Source organism: Carbonicoccus niuqiaonis (assembly GCF_050157065.1).
Lineage (GTDB): Bacteria > Actinomycetota > Actinomycetes > Propionibacteriales > Propionibacteriaceae > Avipropionibacterium.
The window spans coordinates 1,711,083-1,727,303 of sequence record NZ_CP189573.1 but is presented as its reverse complement, the minus strand read 5'-3'; the positions used below and the strand labels follow the sequence as shown (position 1 = coordinate 1,727,303).

Annotated in this window: 12 protein-coding genes; 5 read left to right on the top strand and 7 right to left on the bottom strand. The window is 69.8% G+C overall.

What is annotated here, in order from left to right; all coding sequences use genetic code 11:
• Positions 1-70: 70 nt before the first annotated feature.
• Positions 71-1,036 (bottom strand): helix-turn-helix transcriptional regulator, encoded by a 966-nt coding sequence (locus ACQBAU_RS07865; RefSeq protein ID WP_465255845.1) that lies wholly within the window; start codon positions 1,034-1,036, stop codon positions 71-73.
• Between the two features lie 131 nt (positions 1,037-1,167).
• Between ACQBAU_RS07865 and ACQBAU_RS07860 the strand changes: the two genes are divergently transcribed.
• Entirely contained in the window at positions 1,168-1,563 is a 396-nt protein-coding gene (locus tag ACQBAU_RS07860; RefSeq protein WP_465255950.1) for a RidA family protein, read from the top strand.
• A gap of 16 nt (positions 1,564-1,579) precedes the next feature.
• Here the strand turns inward: ACQBAU_RS07860 and ACQBAU_RS07855 are convergent, their stop codons facing one another.
• Positions 1,580-2,203, bottom strand: a complete 624-nt coding sequence (locus ACQBAU_RS07855) for a DUF402 domain-containing protein (protein ID WP_465255844.1) — start codon at positions 2,201-2,203, stop codon at positions 1,580-1,582.
• 76 nt (positions 2,204-2,279) lie between these two features.
• On the opposite strand from ACQBAU_RS07855, the gene ACQBAU_RS07850 reads away from it, so the two are divergent.
• A complete protein-coding gene (locus tag ACQBAU_RS07850; RefSeq protein ID WP_465255843.1) occupies positions 2,280-2,858 on the top strand; it encodes a DUF5655 domain-containing protein in 579 nt (192 codons plus the stop codon).
• 3 nt (positions 2,859-2,861) lie between these two features.
• Here ACQBAU_RS07850 and ACQBAU_RS07845 read toward each other — a convergent pair whose 3' ends face one another.
• Positions 2,862-3,974 (bottom strand): LacI family DNA-binding transcriptional regulator, encoded by a 1,113-nt coding sequence (locus ACQBAU_RS07845; RefSeq protein ID WP_465259479.1) that lies wholly within the window; start codon positions 3,972-3,974, stop codon positions 2,862-2,864.
• Between the two features lie 114 nt (positions 3,975-4,088).
• On the opposite strand from ACQBAU_RS07845, the gene ACQBAU_RS07840 reads away from it, so the two are divergent.
• A complete protein-coding gene (locus tag ACQBAU_RS07840) occupies positions 4,089-5,423 on the top strand; it encodes an NHL repeat-containing protein (protein WP_465255841.1) in 1,335 nt (444 codons plus the stop codon).
• A complete protein-coding gene (locus tag ACQBAU_RS07835; RefSeq protein WP_465255840.1) occupies positions 5,309-6,379 on the top strand; it encodes an FIMAH domain-containing protein in 1,071 nt (356 codons plus the stop codon). The genes ACQBAU_RS07840 and ACQBAU_RS07835 overlap by 115 nt, the downstream gene beginning before the upstream one ends.
• Before the next feature lie 13 nt (positions 6,380-6,392).
• Here the strand turns inward: ACQBAU_RS07835 and ACQBAU_RS07830 are convergent, their stop codons facing one another.
• Positions 6,393-7,829: a uracil-xanthine permease family protein gene (locus ACQBAU_RS07830; protein WP_465255839.1), complete on the bottom strand. Its 1,437-nt coding sequence runs from the start codon at positions 7,827-7,829 to the stop codon at positions 6,393-6,395.
• A 100-nt stretch (positions 7,830-7,929) separates the two neighbouring features.
• Between ACQBAU_RS07830 and ACQBAU_RS07825 the strand changes: the two genes are divergently transcribed.
• The gene (locus ACQBAU_RS07825) at positions 7,930-8,673 is read left to right on the top strand and encodes a GTP pyrophosphokinase (RefSeq protein ID WP_434550049.1); all 744 of its coding nucleotides are present in this window, start codon (positions 7,930-7,932) and stop codon (positions 8,671-8,673) included.
• A gap of 9 nt (positions 8,674-8,682) precedes the next feature.
• On the opposite strand, the gene nudC is transcribed toward ACQBAU_RS07825, so the two are convergent.
• From nudC to ACQBAU_RS07810, 3 genes are read right to left on the bottom strand one after another with little or no spacing between them, the layout of a single operon-like run.
• Positions 8,683-9,528, bottom strand: coding sequence for an NAD(+) diphosphatase (nudC, locus tag ACQBAU_RS07820; RefSeq protein WP_465259478.1), 846 nt, complete (start codon positions 9,526-9,528; stop codon positions 8,683-8,685).
• A 42-nt stretch (positions 9,529-9,570) separates the two neighbouring features.
• Positions 9,571-12,912 (bottom strand): ATP-dependent DNA helicase, encoded by a 3,342-nt coding sequence (locus ACQBAU_RS07815; RefSeq protein ID WP_465255837.1) that lies wholly within the window; start codon positions 12,910-12,912, stop codon positions 9,571-9,573.
• The gene (locus ACQBAU_RS07810; RefSeq protein WP_434550052.1) at positions 12,909-16,172 is read right to left on the bottom strand and encodes an ATP-dependent helicase; all 3,264 of its coding nucleotides are present in this window, start codon (positions 16,170-16,172) and stop codon (positions 12,909-12,911) included. Before ACQBAU_RS07810 ends, ACQBAU_RS07815 begins: the two co-directional genes overlap by 4 nt.
• Between the last annotated feature and the right edge of the window lie 49 nt (positions 16,173-16,221).

Sequence of the window (16,221 nt, the reverse complement as noted above, 5' to 3'; positions counted from 1 at the left end):
CTGGAACGCCCACACGTTCGGCCCGGGTCAATGTCGCGACCGCGCTCACTCCCAAGCTGATCATGGGACCTCAGTCACGGTAGCGATCGGCCAGTACGGCCGCGCGTCGGTGGAGGGCTGCCCGCAAAGCCGGTGGGCCAACAGCCTCGGCACGAGCGCCGAGCTGCCACAGTGCCCACTCCGCATGCCACAGGTCCTGGAAGGCGACCTGCAGCCGTCGCCAGTCGTCCCGGTCGGGTTGCTCCGACCGGACGGCTTCGGCCATGTCCAGCAGGTCCTCGTACCCGGGCGGACCGACCCGCACCTCGACGGTGACGTGGTCGGTGGAGAGGAACTGGGCACACCGCTCCCGCCAGATCCGGTCAAGATCAACAGCGGCGGGCCGTTCGGCGGACTCCGGGAGCTGTTCGGCAGCAAGGATGCGGGCCAGCCGGTAGCTCCGTTCGGCTCCGTCTCGCAGGGCGAGCAGGTAGCCCCGATCACGCACCGTCACCAGGCCGATGGGGTCGACCGTCCGCCATCGCGCATCCTCGCCCGTCGCCCGGTAGTGGATCCGCAGCTTGCGTCCGGCCAGCACGGCACGTCGGATCTCGATCATGGTCGCGTGGGGTACGTGCTCGAGGCTCCGACGGCGGGAGAGCAGGTCGGTCTCCGGCTCGAGCAGGAAGCGGCGCGAGGCTTGGCCGACGTCGGCCCGATGTCCGTCGGGCAAGGCGTCGACGACCTTGCGCATGGCCGAGGCGAGCGATGAGCCCAACCCGAAGGCCTGGCCACCCCGGTGCGATCCGGCGGCCAGCAGGGCCAGTGCCTCGTCATGGTTCAACCCCGTCAGCTCGGTCCGGAACCCGGGCAGCAACGCGTATCCACCGTGCCTGCCACGCTCGGCGTAGACCGGGACACCGGCGGTCGACAGGGCCTCGATGTCGCGGAGCACGGTCCGCGTCGACACCTCGAGCTCGGCCGCCAACACCTCGGCGGTCAGCCGACCCCGCTGGCGCAGCAACAGCACCAGGGAGACCAGCCGATCTGCACGCACCCGGAGAATCTATCCAAAAACCTGACATGAGGTGTCGTGTTTGTTCGGCAGGGTCGTCTCCGGCGGCACCCGACGGCGGTGTTCGCGACTCCGGGAGCGGCCCGGACCAACAGAATGGAGTTGCAGTGGCAATCGAACGAACAGCGGTCAACCCGGTCACGTGGTCGACGGCCATGGGATTCAACCAGGGCGAACTGGTCACCGGAGCGACGCGGGCGCTGTACTGCTCCGGGCAGACTGCGATGAACGCCGACGGCGCACCGCAGCACGCGGGTGACATGGCGGCCCAGTTGGCACTCAGCCTGGACAACCTGGTGGCCGTGCTCGACCACGCCGACATGTCGTTGGCCAACCTGGTGCGGCTCACGGTGTTCACCACCGACGTCGACCTGTTGCTCCAGCACTATGGCGTGCTGGCAGCACGGTTGGGCGAGGTCGGCGTGGCACCTACCACGTCGATGCTCGGGGTCACCCGACTGGCTGTTCCCGGCCAACTGGTCGAGTTGGAGGGCACGGCGGTCGCCTGAGGCTCCGGACCGCAGGTCAGACGGATTCGTTGAGCCAGGGCGGTTCGGGCCAGGTCACCGGTGGTCCGAACCGCCCCGGGATCTCGGCCAGCGAGCTGATCACCGCCGGTGGGAAGTCGGTGGGCACTGACTGTGGGAACCGGGAGGCGTGGACGTGTTGATCAAGGAACCGTTGCCATCGTCGCAGCCCGTCGCGCAACTGCCCGGTGGTGATCCAGCCCGCCTCGTGGGCATCGGCGATCTCGTCCAGATCAAGCATCCGGGGCTGACGCCCGTCGGCGATCATGACGTCGAGGAACAGGTCACGGACCACGAAGGTGGTCGGGTCCGGCTGCTCGACGGTGACCAGGTCCACGTACCACGCATCGTTCGCCTCGGGCGGCAGGGTGAACACGCTGCCGTCGGGCCGGGTGTGTGCGGCCCAGCACGGCATCCCGAATGTGACCCCGAGGTCCAGCAACAGGTACTTGCGTTCGACCCGGTCCCTCCCCGGCCAGGGTGTGAAGCTCTCCGGTGCCTGCATCTCGTACGCGACCACGCCACCCGACCGACGCCCGGGCAGCGGGCCGAACGGCTGCGGGTCGTGGGGCTTGTACCCGCCCAGGTGCACGGTGACCTCGTCGACATCGTCACTGCTCATGGGCTCACTGTTGCAGACCGGTTCCGACCGGACGAGTTGTTCTCCTTCCACACCCGGCAGCCACTACGTTGGGCCCATGGCGGAGACCTGGAACGAGATGATGGCCTGGTGCGGCGAACTGCTGCAACGCCGTACCGGAGAGGACGTGGCCACCTGGAACACGCGCGTGGCCGAGCTCGATCCGGCCGACGAGCCCACACTGCGGGCTTGGCTTGCCGATCATGACGTCACCGGTTACCCACAGATGATCTTGGTGTACGAACGGTTCGGCTACCCCGAGTTCCTCACCGCCAGTGCCGAGGAACTGCTCGACGGGCAGTACCGGGATCGGCCACAGCTGCGCCCCATCGCCGACCGGGTGCTGGAACTGGCCGTGACGGCCGGGCCCGAGGTGACGGTCCAGATGCGCAAGACCTACGTGTCACTGGTCGGCCCGCGGCGCACCTTCGCCTGGCTCCACCCCCGGACCAAGTCCCGGGTCGATCTCGGGCTCCGACTCGACGACGAGTCCCCGCACGGACGGCTGCTCGACGGCAAGGGCGTCGGCAACGGGGACTGTACGGTCCGGATCGGACTCACCACCGTCGATGAGGTCGACGACGAGGTGGCCGCACTCCTGCAGCGGACGTACGACGCCAACATCGATCCGCGGTGAGGCCTACGAAACCTTCCTCGGTGCCGTCGATTCCCGCACGACCAGATGCGTCCCCGCCACCATCCGCGGATCTCGGTCCGGCTCCGCGGGTCGCAGTGCCAGCCCGGCCGCGGTGTGACCGATGTCGTGGAAGGGCACGTGCACCGTGGTGAGCGGGACCCGGAAGTCCTCGGACAAACGGAGGTCATCGAACCCGATCACGGAGCAGTCCTCCGGTATGCGGCGCCCTGCTTCCTGCAGCGCCGCCATCGCGCCGGCAGCGATCGGATCACACTCCCCCATGACGGCGGTGAACTGGAGGTCCGCAGCCAGTGCCTGCCGCACGGCGTTGTAGCCGGTCTGCCGACTGCGTTCCCCGACGTGGACCAGCGCCGGTTCGACGATCACACCGAAGTCCGCGCACGCCTTCCGGAAACCCGAAGTCCGGGCATCACTGGTGGTGAATCCCTCAGCGCCCCGGATGAACAGGATGTCGCGGTGCCCCTGGCCAAGCAGGTACGTGGCCGCGGCCCGGGCTCCACCCTCGTTGTCGTAGTCGACCATCCGGGTCGGCAGGCCGGCAAGTTGTGGTCGGCCGCAGAACACCAGGGACTTGCCGACTGACTGGTAGGCGACCAACACCTCGGTCAGCTCGGCACAGTACGAATCGGAGGTCCAGCGCCCTCCAGCGACGATGACCGCGCTGATCGTGGGGTCGTCCAGCATGCGCCGGAGATGGAGCAATTCGCGTGCCGGATCGCCACCGGTCGTGGCAACGACGCAACCGGCATCCCCAGTGACGTGCTCCACGCCATCGATGATCTCCCCAGCGAGCAGAGTGGCCGAGCCGGCCACCACGAGGGCCAACCGCTCCGTTCGCACCAATTCACGACCCTCGGTCAGTTCATAACCCAGGGTCCGGGCAACGCCGCGTACCCGGGTCAGGGTGGCCGGGGCAACCTGACCGCGTCCGGTCAGCGCGCGTGACGCCGTGGCGATCGACACCCCCGCCTGATCGGCCACGTCCTGCAGCGTCGGTCGGTCGATGCGCCGATTGCGTCCCATGCTGTAAACATTACACCGAATCCGCTGCCCAATGTGACCCAACTCAAAGGATCCAAGGAGATGCTTCCCCATCGGTGTAAGGGGTTGACAGGGCATGGAAGCACTGTAAGGCTACCGCAAGACCACGAGCGCAATGCAATCGTCAGCCCGGAGTTACGAAGCAGTACTTCGCATAGGAGAAGGTCGATGTTCACACTGTCGAGACGTCAACTCATGATCAGCACTGGACTTGCCGCGGCAGCGACCGCGTGGGGTATGGGAGCCATCCGGCCGGCCCACGCCGCGCCGGTCACCGGCGAGTACCAGGTCGAGGACCTCGGGCTGATCCCGCTCGAGACCTTCGGAACCATGGGGCAGGACTATCTGATCATGGACGACGGGACCCCGGCCGCCTTCATCTCCGTCGATGGAAAGCCGGTGACGGTCGCCATGGTGAATCCGTTCACCGACGAGCTCTACTGGCAACTCGACATCCCGGTGTCGAACGGTGGTTCCTGGGCCGTGCGGGCGCTCCCGGACGGCACTGTGTTCGTGGGGACCTGGAGCCACGGCAACCTCTACCGAAAGCTTGCCCACGAGAACGAGTTCACCCTGATCGGCCGGCCCGGGCCTGACGTCACCTGGATCTGGGACATGGACGTGGACGACGACGGCACCGTGTACCTGGCGACCTATCTGGACGGCTACTCCACCGGCCGCGTGTACACGTGGAACGAGACCAACGGTTTCCGTGACTACGGCCCGGCGGTCGACGGTGCGGCCGCAGCCCGCGCCATCGAGTACCACGACGGCACCATCTACGTCGGTACCTATCCGGTGAACGGCGTGGTGGCCATCGATGTGGAGACCGGCGAGAACACCCCCTTGCCTGCGCCTCCCGAACCGTTCGGGATGCTGCAGGACCTGCGGATGATCGACGGTGTGCTGTGGATGCACCAAGGTGGGGCCTCGACGATCGCCTTCGACACCGTGACGCAGGAGTGGCTTCCGATCAAGGTCCCCGGATTCGGTCGCGGCATCTCCGGGATCGGTCCGGACGGCAGGATCTACACCGACAGTCACACCGACGGTCTGGTCGCGATCAATCCGGAGACCCTCGAGTTTGAGTCGGTCGGGGTTAGCGGTCAGGTCTTCCGGCTGCAGTGGCTGCCCAACCCCGACGGTGGCGAAACCCTATTCGGGATGCAGAAGAACGGCACCCTCATCTCCTACGAGGTGGGTGACCCGGGCGTCACCACGCGCCGGATTCCAACCCTGCAGGGCAACATCTCCTGGCCCGTCGCCATCACCGAGGGGCCGACCGGCGAGGTCTGGGCCGCGTCCTACATGACCGACACCTACCGGCCGTACGACCCTGGGACCGCCACCTGGGTGAGCAGTTGCAGGCCATGGGCCAGGGCGACTCGATGGTGTCCGACGGCCGTTACCTGTGGGTCGGCAGCTACTCCGGTGCGATCGTCTACCGGTACGACCCGCAGGCGCCCCACACCGACGAGAATCCCCTGCTGGTCCGCCAGATGAGCGGCGACGGACAGGACCGGATCCATGCCCTCCGGTACGCCGACGGTCGCATCATTGCGGGAACGATTCCGAACTACGGGGAACTCGGCGGTGCCCTCATGATCCATGAGCCGGACACCGGTGAGACCAACGTGTACGTCGACATCGTCCCCGACCAGGCCATCACCTCGGTGTTGGGACACGACGATGTGATCTACGCGGGCTCGTCGGTCTACGGCGGGACCGGCAGCCAGCCGACCCAGCAGGATGCCGTGGTGATCGTCGTCGACCCCACCACGGGCGAGGTACAACAGCAGTTCGTTCCGGTCCCGGGACAGCGAGCCGTACGGGAACTCGTGATCGGACCCGACGGGGCACTCTGGGGCCTCGCCGGAGGCGAGCTCTTCCGGACCGACCTCACTACATACGAGACCCGGGTCGTCCAGTCGATCAGGCCGATCGACTGGGACGACCTCACCCACTACTGGGCCTGGGGCTTCCTGTCGGTTAACCCCGTCACCCAAGAGCTGACGGGAATCGCCGGACTCTCCGGCAGCGGCAAGGTCTTCAGCTACAACATCGCCACCGACGAGTTGCGGATCCATGCCGAGGGCGCCTGGTACCCGTTCGCCCAGCACAGTTCGGGGGACTTCTACTGGGTCACCGACCGCAACCTGTTCCGAGCCACCCTGCAGACATCCACCGACGATCCCTCAGCGGTGCTGGCGGCACTGCGCGCATCGCTCGACGGTCACGTCGCCGACGGGGCGGTCGCCGGTCCCATCACCCATCGCCTGACGGGGGCATTGGACTTGGTCGAGCGACACCTGACGAACCACCGGAACCGGCCTGCCATCGTCGAAGTTGATCGCTTCGTCGGGCACGTCGAGCACCCGAACCCCGCCGACACCGTGGACGAGCAGGCCGCTGCCGACCTGCGAACCCGAGCCACCGCCCTACGGGCCCTGCTGGAATGACGGAGGGACGGGGTCAGCGGAGGTCCCGCCCCGGCCCGGCCCCTGCATCGTCGACACCGTCGTACGGATCGTCGTGGTCGGCGGGGCGGCTCAGCACCGCTCCGGGCTCCGGAGCGATCCCCTCGCTCCGTGACGGGTCGGCCGCGTCCGGGGTGGCCACCGGCACCGGGTCGGTGGTGCCGGTACCGCGGACCTTCGCGATCACGTTCATCAGGTGGTAGACGACCAGCGCGGCAATGGTGCCCAGCGCGATCCCGCCGAAGCTCACGTTCCCGCGCGCCAGCGTGACGTCGGCGATGCCGATGATCAGTGCCGTCGCGGCGGTGAACTGGTTCACCGGGGACCGGAAGTCGACGTTGTTCTCCAGCCAGATCTTGATGCCGATGATGCCGATCAACCCGTACAGCGCCACCGTCACCCCGCCGAGCACACCGGTCGGAATGGTGTTGATCACCGCCCCGATCTTCGGTGACAGGCCGAGGACCACGGCGACCACACCGGCGACCAGGTAGGCGGCCGTCGAGTACACCCGGGTCGCGGCCATCACGCCGATGTTCTCGCCGTACGTCGTCGTGCCCGACCCACCGCCGCTGCCGGCGAACATCGTGGCAAGGCCGTCGGCGATCAGCGCACGACCGGTCAGCTTGTTGAGCGACGGATCCTCCACCATCTGCGCGACGCCGCGGATGTGGCCCACGTTCTCCGCCACCAGCGCCAGCACCACCGGCAGGAAGGCGGGCAGCACCAGCAGGACCTGTGGGTTGGTGATCGGGTTCGTCGGCGCGGTGAAGTCCGGCAGTCCGATCCACGCCGCCCGCTCGATGCTGCTGAAGTCGACCTCACCGCGGACGACGGCGGTGACGTAGCCGACGATCACTCCGATGAAGATCGACAACCGGCCCAGCAGGCCGCGGAACAGCACCGCGCTGATGATCACCGCGAACAGGGTGACCGCAGCCGTCACCGGGGCGGCCACGAAGTTGGTGCCGGCGGCCGGTGCCAGGTTGAAACCGATCAGGGCGACGATGGTGCCCGCAACCACCGGCGGCATGACGACGTCGAGCCAGCGGGTGCCGGCGGCGTGCACGATCACGCCGATCACGGCCAGCAGCAGGCCGATGGTGATGATCCCGAACAGTGCCGACCCCATCCCCTGGGTCGCGGTGGCCGCGCCGATCGGCGCGATGAACGCGAACGACGACCCGAGGTAGCTGGGAAGCTTGCCCTGGGTGATGATCAGGAACAGCAGGGTGCCGACCCCGGAGAACAGCAGCGTCGTGCTCGGCGGGAACCCGGTGAGCACCGGCACCAAGAAGGTGGCACCGAACATCGCCACCACGTGCTGCGCCCCGATCCCGATGGTGCGCGGCCACGTCAACCGCTCCCGGGGCCCGACGACGTCGTCGGGGCCCAAGTGTTTGGCCGAGCTGTGGAGTGTCCAGATCGCCATGGAGCGTCCTCTCGCTGTGTTGTCCGCGGGTGATCGTACTGGTCCGCGGCCATTTGCGCGGGTGGGGAAGCTGGATGGTGACCGAGGAGGAACTCATCCGATGCCCGACACGAGCCACCCGTTGCACGTCGAGCGGAACACCCAGGCGCTGCTGCAGGACATGCTGACCGAACTGAACCAGCTGTCGGACGGCGGGATCGGGAGCGGCCACGACCGCCTCGCCGAGCAGTTCCGCCAGCTCCGCGACGAGTTGACCCGCTTCCGGCTTCGCTACAAGTTCGCCCTGGACGCGGTGACCACCAAGATCGACATCTTGCGCGAGGAGTTCGAGGAGGCCCACGAGCACAGTCCGATCGAGCACGTCCGGACCCGGTTGAAGTCACCACAGAGCCTGGTCGCGAAGATGGTGAAGCTCGACCTGGAGCCCACCATGGAGGCGGTGCAGGCCAGCATCCACGACATCGCCGGGGTACGCATCGTGTGCCCGTTCGCCTCCGACGTGTACTGGATCTCGGACATGTTGACCAGCCAGCCCGACATCACCGTGCTCGAGGTCGAGGACTACATCCGCGCCCCCAAGCCGAACGGCTACCGCAGCCTGCACCTGATCATCACGGTCCCGGTCTACCTGTCCGACCGCACCGAGCACATCCCGGTGGAACTGCAGATCCGCACCATCGCGATGGACTTCTGGGCCAGCGTCGAGCACCAGATCCACTACAAGTACGAGGGCGCGGTCCCCGACGGGCTTCGCGACGAGTTGCGCGATGCCGCCGACACCGCCGCATCACTGGACGTCACGATGGGACGCCTCCGCGGCGAGATCACCGAGTTCCAGCACTGACGGCCCGGGTCAGGAGAACGGGGTGCGACCCTCACGCCATGCGGTGATCAGCCGGTGGGCGATGGATGCCGGTGACGGGAGGGCGACCGTACCCTCGGCGAGGGCGGTGTCGAGCTGGTCGCGGGTGAACCAGTCGGCGTACACGATCTCCGAACCGTCCACCGAGATCGTGCTGCTCGCGGCGCGTGCGAAGAAGCCGATCATGATCGACCGTGGGTACGGCCACGGCTGGCTGCCGACGTAGTGGGTCGCGGCGAGGTCGATGTCGACCTCCTCGGCGATCTCGCGGTGCAGTGCCTGCTCGAACGACTCGCCCGACTCGACGAAGCCGGCCAACACCGAGACCCGGGTCTCGCCCCAGGTGGCGTCGCGGGCCAGCAGCAGCCGATCCTGCTCGTCGACGACGGCGACGATCACGGCAGGGTCGGTCCGCGGGAAGTGGATCCGCTTGCAGCGTCGGCACTCCCGCGAGAAGCCGCCGTTGATCATGTGCGTCGGCCCGCCACAGCCCGGACACATCGGCTCCAGCCGGTGGTAGTTGGTGATCGACGTCGCGACCGTGGCGAGTTCCCGTTCGAGGTCGTCGAGCTGGGCTCCGACCTGTCGCAAGGAGTGCACCGGCGGGTCGAGCACCGCCTCCACCACGAACACGGGGCTCTGGTCGACCAACCCCAACAGGATGTGGCGCTCGACGTCGTACTCGACGAACGGCCGGGTCATCTTGAGCCGGGTGCCTTCGGCGTTCGTGGCCAACAACCCGTCCGCGGTGACCTTGATCAGCCGCGCATCCTCGGCGTACCAGAGGGACTTGATCCACTCCGCCGATCCGCGATGCTCATCCGATCGGTCCAACAAGCCCTGATCAGTCCAGTGGTCACCCAGATTCACCATGGCAGGTTATCGAGATTCCGGCCGACGCCACACCTCGGCCAGCGTCGCGGCCAGCGCTGCCGCGCCCGGCAACTCCTGCCGGACGTCGAGCTCGTCCCGCCGGACGTAGTAGAAGCCGGCCGCCACCCGTTCCGGGGGGACGCCCTGCAGCTCGGCCCATGCCAGCCGGTAGATCGCCAGTTGCAGTTCGTCGGCGCGTGCGTGGGAGGTGGTCTTCCAGTCCACGACCAGCCACGACCCGTCCGATTCGCGGTGCACGGCGTCGATCCGGCCCCGGATCACCCGTCCCGCCAGCCGGTACTCGAACGGCGCCTCCAACCGGTACGGCTGCCGCGCCCCGAACTGCCCTTCGGTGAACGCCTGGCACAGCGACGCCAGGTCCTCGTCGACGAACTCGCCGTCGTCGGCCGAGACGAGGTCGTCGGCGTCGAACAGCGAGGCCTCGCCGAAGTACTGCTCCACCCAGCGGTGGAACCGGGTGCCGAACCGCGCCGCCCGCGACGGCTGCTTCGGCATCGGTCGCAGCAGTTCGGCGGCGTAGCCCTGCGGATCGGCCCGGGCCCGCAGCCAGTTGGTGGTCGACATCACCGACGGCAGCGCCACCTCCCGGCGCCGGACCCGCAGCTGTCGTGCCTCGGCGAGCAGCCGTTCGGCGTCGGCGTCCCACTCGGCCAACCGGGCCTCGTCGTCCAACAGCACGGTGTCCTCGTACAGCGCGCTGACCGCATGGTCACCGCCGGCCCTGGCCCGCCCCACCCAGTCGGCCGCCTCCCGCCGACGCGCCACGGCGTCGGGGTCGTACGGCTGCGGCCACGCCACCTGCGCGGCGTCGGTGATCAGCGGATTGTGCGGCCCCGGCTCGTCGGGGGCGCGGTGGGCGACCCGGCCCTGCTGTTCGGCCTCGGCGAAGATCGACACCAGGTACTCCGAGTACGCCTTCGGCCGCGAGTTCTGCGGCCGCCACTGGTGCCCACTGCCGTACAACTGGTCACGGGCGCGGGTGACGGCCACGTAGGCCAACCGGTCCTCGGCACGTCGCTGGTCAGTGGCCAGCGCATCCTTGTAGCGCTTCATCGCCTCCACCGACACCGGACTCCCCAGCTGCGGGATCGAGCGGGCGTCACCGCGCAGCGAGCTCGGCACCACCGCGGCGTTGCTCACCCAGTTGTCGGTGACCCGGTCGCTGGGGAAGGTGCCGTCGACCAGGGCCGGCAGGAACACCACGTCCCACTCGAGCCCCTTCGCCTTGTGGACCGTGAGCAGTTTCACCGAGTCCTCGTCTCCGGGGACGGCCCGTTCCAGCCCGACCCCGTTGCTGTCCTCGGCCTCCAGCCACGCCAACATCCCCGACAACGACGCGTCATGGTCGACGTCGACGAACCCGGCTACGGCGTCGACGAAGGTGGTCAGCTGGTCGGCCCGCCCGGTGCGCGCGAACTCCGGTGTCGCGACCAGCTCGACGTCCAGGCCGAGGGTCGAGATCACCCGGCGCACCAGGTCGAGCACCGGTTCGTCGGCGTGCTTGCGCAGTTCGGTCAGCTCCGCGGCGAAGGCGGTGAACACCTCCCGCGCGCGGGCACTCCAAGCGGCCTCCCCCGGGCTCTCCACCGCGTCCAGCAGACACGGCACCTCGGTCGGATCGACGTCGGCGACCGCCTCGGCCAGGCTGTCGAGCAGCGGAGCCGGGCCCGCCGACCCGGCAGCGGCCTCGCCCGACCCACCCGGCTCCCCCGCCGCCTTGGCGAGCTGACCGGCCCGCCGTCCCAGCAGGGCAAGGTCGCGGGCACCGATCGCCCACCGGGGCCCGCTGAGCAACCGGACCAGCTCCGGGTTGGCGGTGATGTCGTCGACCAGCCGCAGGGTCGCCACCACGTCGGCCACCTCCGGCAGGTGCAGCAGCCCGCCCAGACCGACGATCTCCACCGGTACGTCCCGGGCGGACAGTTCGCCGTACAGCTCGGCGATGTCGGCGTTGCGCCGGGTCAGCACGGCGATGTCGGACCACCGGCGGGGCTGCTCGGCCGGGGCCGCACCCCGCCGACGCGGTGGCGTCGGCGTCCGGTCGGGCCCGAGGGCGACGATCTCGTCGCAGATCCAGCCGACCTCGTCCGGCCAGGTCGCGAAGGTGGCGGCGTGGACCTCTCCCGGCCCGGTCTCGGCCGGCGCGACCAGTCGGCTGTCCGTACCGTCGGGGTCGGGCTGGTCGGCACGCAGTGGTGCGGCGAGCACGTTGGCGACGTCGAGGATGGTGTGGCCACTGCGCCGATTCACGGTCAGCGCGTACGACCCGGCCGGGCGGCCGTGCCGGTCGGGGAAGTCGGCGGCGAACTGGTTGATGTTGCTGGCCGCGGCACCTCGCCACCCGTAGATCGCCTGGAACGGGTCGCCGACCGCGGTGACCGGGTGGCCCCGCCCCGACGCCTGGTCCGGCCCGGAGAACAGCCCCTGCAACATCGCCGCCTGCGCGGCCGAGGTGTCCTGGTACTCGTCCAGCAGCACCACCCGGTACGCCTGCCGCAGCGTCTGCGAGACGTGCGGCACCTCGCGCGCCAGCCGGGCCGCGACCGCCATCTGGTCGGCGAACTCGACCACACCGAGCTGACGCTTCAACTCTGCGTACGCCTGCGCCAGGCTCGCCAGCTCCAACCGTTCCGCGACCTTCTGCGTGGCGTTGCGGATGTCGGCGTACGGGGCACCCCGATTGTTGGTGGGCGCTGCCGCGAGCTCCTGGCTGAAGCTGCGGGCGTGCCGATCGAGCTCGGCCGAGGTGACCAGGTGCTGTTGCAGTTCCTGGTCGAGCTTCAGCACCCGCTCGGTGATCGTCATCGGCCGGAACTCCGACAACTGCTCGAACGGCCCGGCGGCCGCCGCGACCACCCGGGACGCGAGCCGGTACCGGGTGGCCCCGGTGACCATCGTGGGGTCGATCTCGACACCGATCCGCAGCCCGTGGTCGGCGACCAGTCGTGCGGCGAACGCGTCGTAGGTCATGATCAACTGTTCGCCGGCCTCGTCGACCCCGTCGGTCTGCACCACTCCGGCCCGGTCGAGCGCCGCGCGGACCCGGGCGGACAGCTCGGCGGCCGCCTTGCGGGTGAACGTCAGCCCCAGCACCTGCTCGGGCTGCACGGCCCCCGAACCGACCAGCCACACCACGCGGGCAGCCATCACCGTCGTCTTGCCCGACCCGGCACCGGCGATGATCACCCCCGGCTGCAGGGGTGCGGTGATCGCGGTCAGTTGCTGGTCGGAGAAGTTGATGCCCAACAGCTCCGACAACTGATCGGGGGAACTGATCGGCGGCTCCGGGGTGGTCGTCCGGCCGCGGTCGAACGGCAGCACGCTCACGACACCACCTGCTTCCCTCGGGACTGTGCCGGGCAACTGCCGGCGAACGGACAGTACCGGCAGCCGTCGTTGACCCGGGCGTCCCAGGCCTCCGCCCGGATGATCCGCGCCGCCCGGGCCAGTTGATCATGGACCCAGCTCGTCACCCCCGGCTGCTGATCACCTTCCTCGGGTGCCCCGTCCGGCCACGGCTGCTCGACGAACGAGGCCTGGGCGAAGCTGCGGGCCACCCCGGTCCGGCGCGGGGCGTCGTGTCGCAGGTAGACCAGCTCGGCACCGGCCAGCGGCGCTCCCGCGGGAACGCAGTCGAGCGCTCCCTGCGCCACGGCCAACTGGTACAGCCCGAGCTGCTCCATGGTGGCGACGTCGGCCGCCCGCGGTGTCGACCGGCCGGTCTTGAAGTCGATCACGTGGATCCGGCCGAGCTGGTCCTGTTCCAGCCGGTCGATGGTGCCGTTGATCATGATCGACTCACCGGCCACCTCCACCGTCGTGGCGAACGTCTGCTCCACCCCCAGCACGGTGTGCCCGGACCGGGCCGTGTGCCAGTTGGCGAACCGTTCCAGTGCGGCCGCGGCGGCCGCCCGCTCGGCACCCGAGAGCCAGACCGCCTCGAAGTTGATCTGGTCCCACACCTGGTCGAGGTGGGCGACCATCTCGAACGGGTCGGCCCCGGTGGTGGTGGCGTGTTCGATCAGCACGTGCAGACAGGAACCGAAGCTGGCCGCAGCACCCCGGGCCCGTTCGGCCCTGGCCCGCCGCGCCAGGAACCAGGAGCGGGGGCACGCCAGGATCGCGCCGAGCTGCGAACCCGACATCACGATCGGCTCGGGACCGACCGGGTCGGTACCGGTGGTGTGGTCGAGCAGCCCCCACCACGACTTCGGGTCGGCCTGCGGCACCAGCGGCAAGCCGTCGTCGTCGGTCGCGTCCGCCAGTGCGGCCAACCGTTCGGCGGCGGCGCGCCGTAGCGCGGTCGGCTCCTCGGGGTCGACCGACACCCGCCGCAGCTCACCGACCAGACCGGGCAGCGTCAGCCGCGACCCGACCCGGCCGCCGATCTCCTGCGGCGCCACCCCGAGCTCGGTCACGAAGCGGGACGGCTGGTCCCCCTCGCCCTCGGTGCCGGCCACCGCGCTCACCACGAGTCGCCGCTCGGCCCGGGTGCAGGCGACGTAGAACAGCCGACGTTCCTCGGCGATGCGGGCCGCCACCGGCTCGGCCTCGACGACGCCGTACGGGGTCAGTCGATCGGCACCGAGCAGGGTGTCGCGGCTGCGCAGGTCCGGCCACAACCCCTCCTGCACCGACGCGACCACCACCAACGGCCAGCTCAACCCCTTCGACCGGTGCGCGGTCAGCACCCGCACCCCACCACCGCGGACGCCGGCCTCGGTCAGCGTGTCCGCCGGGATCTGCTGGGCGGCCACCTCGGCCAGGAAGCTGGTCACGCCACGGTGCCCCGACAACTCTTCGGACCGGGCGGCGATCGCGAACAGCGCGTTGACCGCGTCGAGGTCACGATCGGCCCGGCCGGCCGACTCCCCGCGCGCGAGGGACTGCTCCCGGAGCCGACGCGGCCAGCCGGTCGCCGACCACAGCGCCCACAGTGCCTCGGACGCGGTCGCCCGCTCGGCGATCATCGCCTCGACCCTGACCAACAACTCGGCCAGCGTCCGGGCCCGCCTCACCTCGACGGTGTCGGGGCAGTCCGCCAGCACCTCCGGGTCGACCAGGGCCGCCCGCACCAGGTCGTCCGAGGGTCGGGGCAGCGCCGCCCCGGCCAGCTGCGACCGCTCGGCCGCGCGCAACGTCCGCCCCAGCCGGCGCAGGCCCATCGAGTCGAGCCCGCCGAGCGGGGACAACAGCAGCCGCGCCGCCTGGTCGCGGTCGGGCCGACGACCGTCGGCGGCCACCTGCAGCGCCAGCAGCAGCGGCCGGACCGCCAACTCGGCGGCGAGCGGGATCTCGTCGCCGGCCACCTCGACCGGCACGCCGGCCGCGGTGAGGGCACGACTCAGTGACGGGATGCTGCGCCGACCGGACCGGACGAGCACCGCCATCTCGGACCAGGCCAGCCCGTCGTGCAGGTGTGCCCGACGCAACAGGTCGGCGACGTGGTCGGCCTCCGCACCCACGGTGTCGCAGGTGTGGACCTCCACCTGCGACGGCCCGGAGACCGGCACCGGGTCGCGGAAGCCGGCGACCACCTCGGCCGGCAGCGCCCGCGGCAGCGGCAGTCGCGCCGCGATCCGTCGGGTGGCGGCCATGATCGCCTTCGGGGTCCGCAGCGACTCGGGCAGCGTGACGATCGGGGCGGGATCGCCGGCCGGGGTCCGGAAGCGGTGGCAGAAGTCGAGGATGCCGCGGGCCTGCGACCCCCGGAACCCGAAGATCGACTGGTCGGGGTCGCCCGCGGCGACGACCGGTGTCGCGGGGGTGGCCAGCGCGGCGATCAGCTCCACCTGGGACGGGTCGGTGTCCTGGTACTCGTCGACGTAGATCGCCCCGATCTCCCGGTGCACCCGGTCGGCGACCTCCGGATCGGCCAGCAGGATCCGGCAGCGGTGCACCAGCTCGGCGTAGTCGAGCACCTGCTCGGCGTCCAGCACGTCGAGGTACTCGTCGAAGAACTCGCCCAGCCGGACCCACTCCGCCCGGTCGGCCGCCATCCCGGCCTCGACCAGGTCGGTCGGGTCCATCCCCCACTGCCTGGTCCGCGCGAGCACCGCCCGGACCTCGGCCGCGAACCCGTGGGTCGGCCAGGCGGGCTCGAGAAACGCCGGCCAGGACTGCTGTTCGGTGCCGCTGAGCGTTTCGCGGAGCCGGAGCTCCTGCTCCGGACCACTCAGCAACCGCAGCGTCGACCCGTACACCTCGGTGTCGCCGAACCGGCGCAGCAGGGCCAGGCAGAACCCGTGCACGGTGAACGCCAGCGGGGTCGCGGTGGTGCGGCCCAGCCGGGCGGAGATCTGACGACGCAGCTCACCGGCGGCCCGGCGACCGAAGGTGAGCACCAGCACCTGCTCGGCCGGGGTGCCGGAACGGATGCGCGCGACCGCGGCCTCGACCAGCGCGGTCGTCTTGCCGGTGCCCGGGCCGGCGAGCACCAGCAGTGGCCCCACCCCGTGCTCCACGACCCGTTGCTGGCCGTCGGTCAGGGTCGGCGCCGCCACGGTCTCCACCGGCGGTGCCGCCAACACGAATCGCCCTTCGGACAGGGCTGCGTCGGGCCGTGACGTGGTGGTCGGCGGGTTCATGGTGCCATTGGACCAGACGGCACCGACAGCCTCCGCGACCCGACCCGCC

Bases quoted from the DNA above. Each gene is read 5' to 3' on its own strand.
- ACQBAU_RS07810 (WP_434550052.1), bottom strand. From the start codon at position 16,172: ATGAACCCGCCGACCACCACGTCACGGCCCGACGCAGCCCTGTCCGAA.
- ACQBAU_RS07850 (WP_465255843.1), top strand. From the start codon at position 2,280: ATGGCGGAGACCTGGAACGAGATGATGGCCTGGTGCGGCGAACTGCTG.
- ACQBAU_RS07830 (WP_465255839.1), bottom strand. From the start codon at position 7,829: ATGGCGATCTGGACACTCCACAGCTCGGCCAAACACTTGGGCCCCGAC.
- ACQBAU_RS07840 (WP_465255841.1), top strand. From the start codon at position 4,089: ATGTTCACACTGTCGAGACGTCAACTCATGATCAGCACTGGACTTGCC.
- ACQBAU_RS07825 (WP_434550049.1), top strand. From the start codon at position 7,930: ATGCCCGACACGAGCCACCCGTTGCACGTCGAGCGGAACACCCAGGCG.
- ACQBAU_RS07845 (WP_465259479.1), bottom strand. From the start codon at position 3,974: ATGGGGAAGCATCTCCTTGGATCCTTTGAGTTGGGTCACATTGGGCAG.
- ACQBAU_RS07855 (WP_465255844.1), bottom strand. From the start codon at position 2,203: ATGAGCAGTGACGATGTCGACGAGGTCACCGTGCACCTGGGCGGGTAC.
- ACQBAU_RS07835 (WP_465255840.1), top strand. From the start codon at position 5,309: ATGGTGTCCGACGGCCGTTACCTGTGGGTCGGCAGCTACTCCGGTGCG.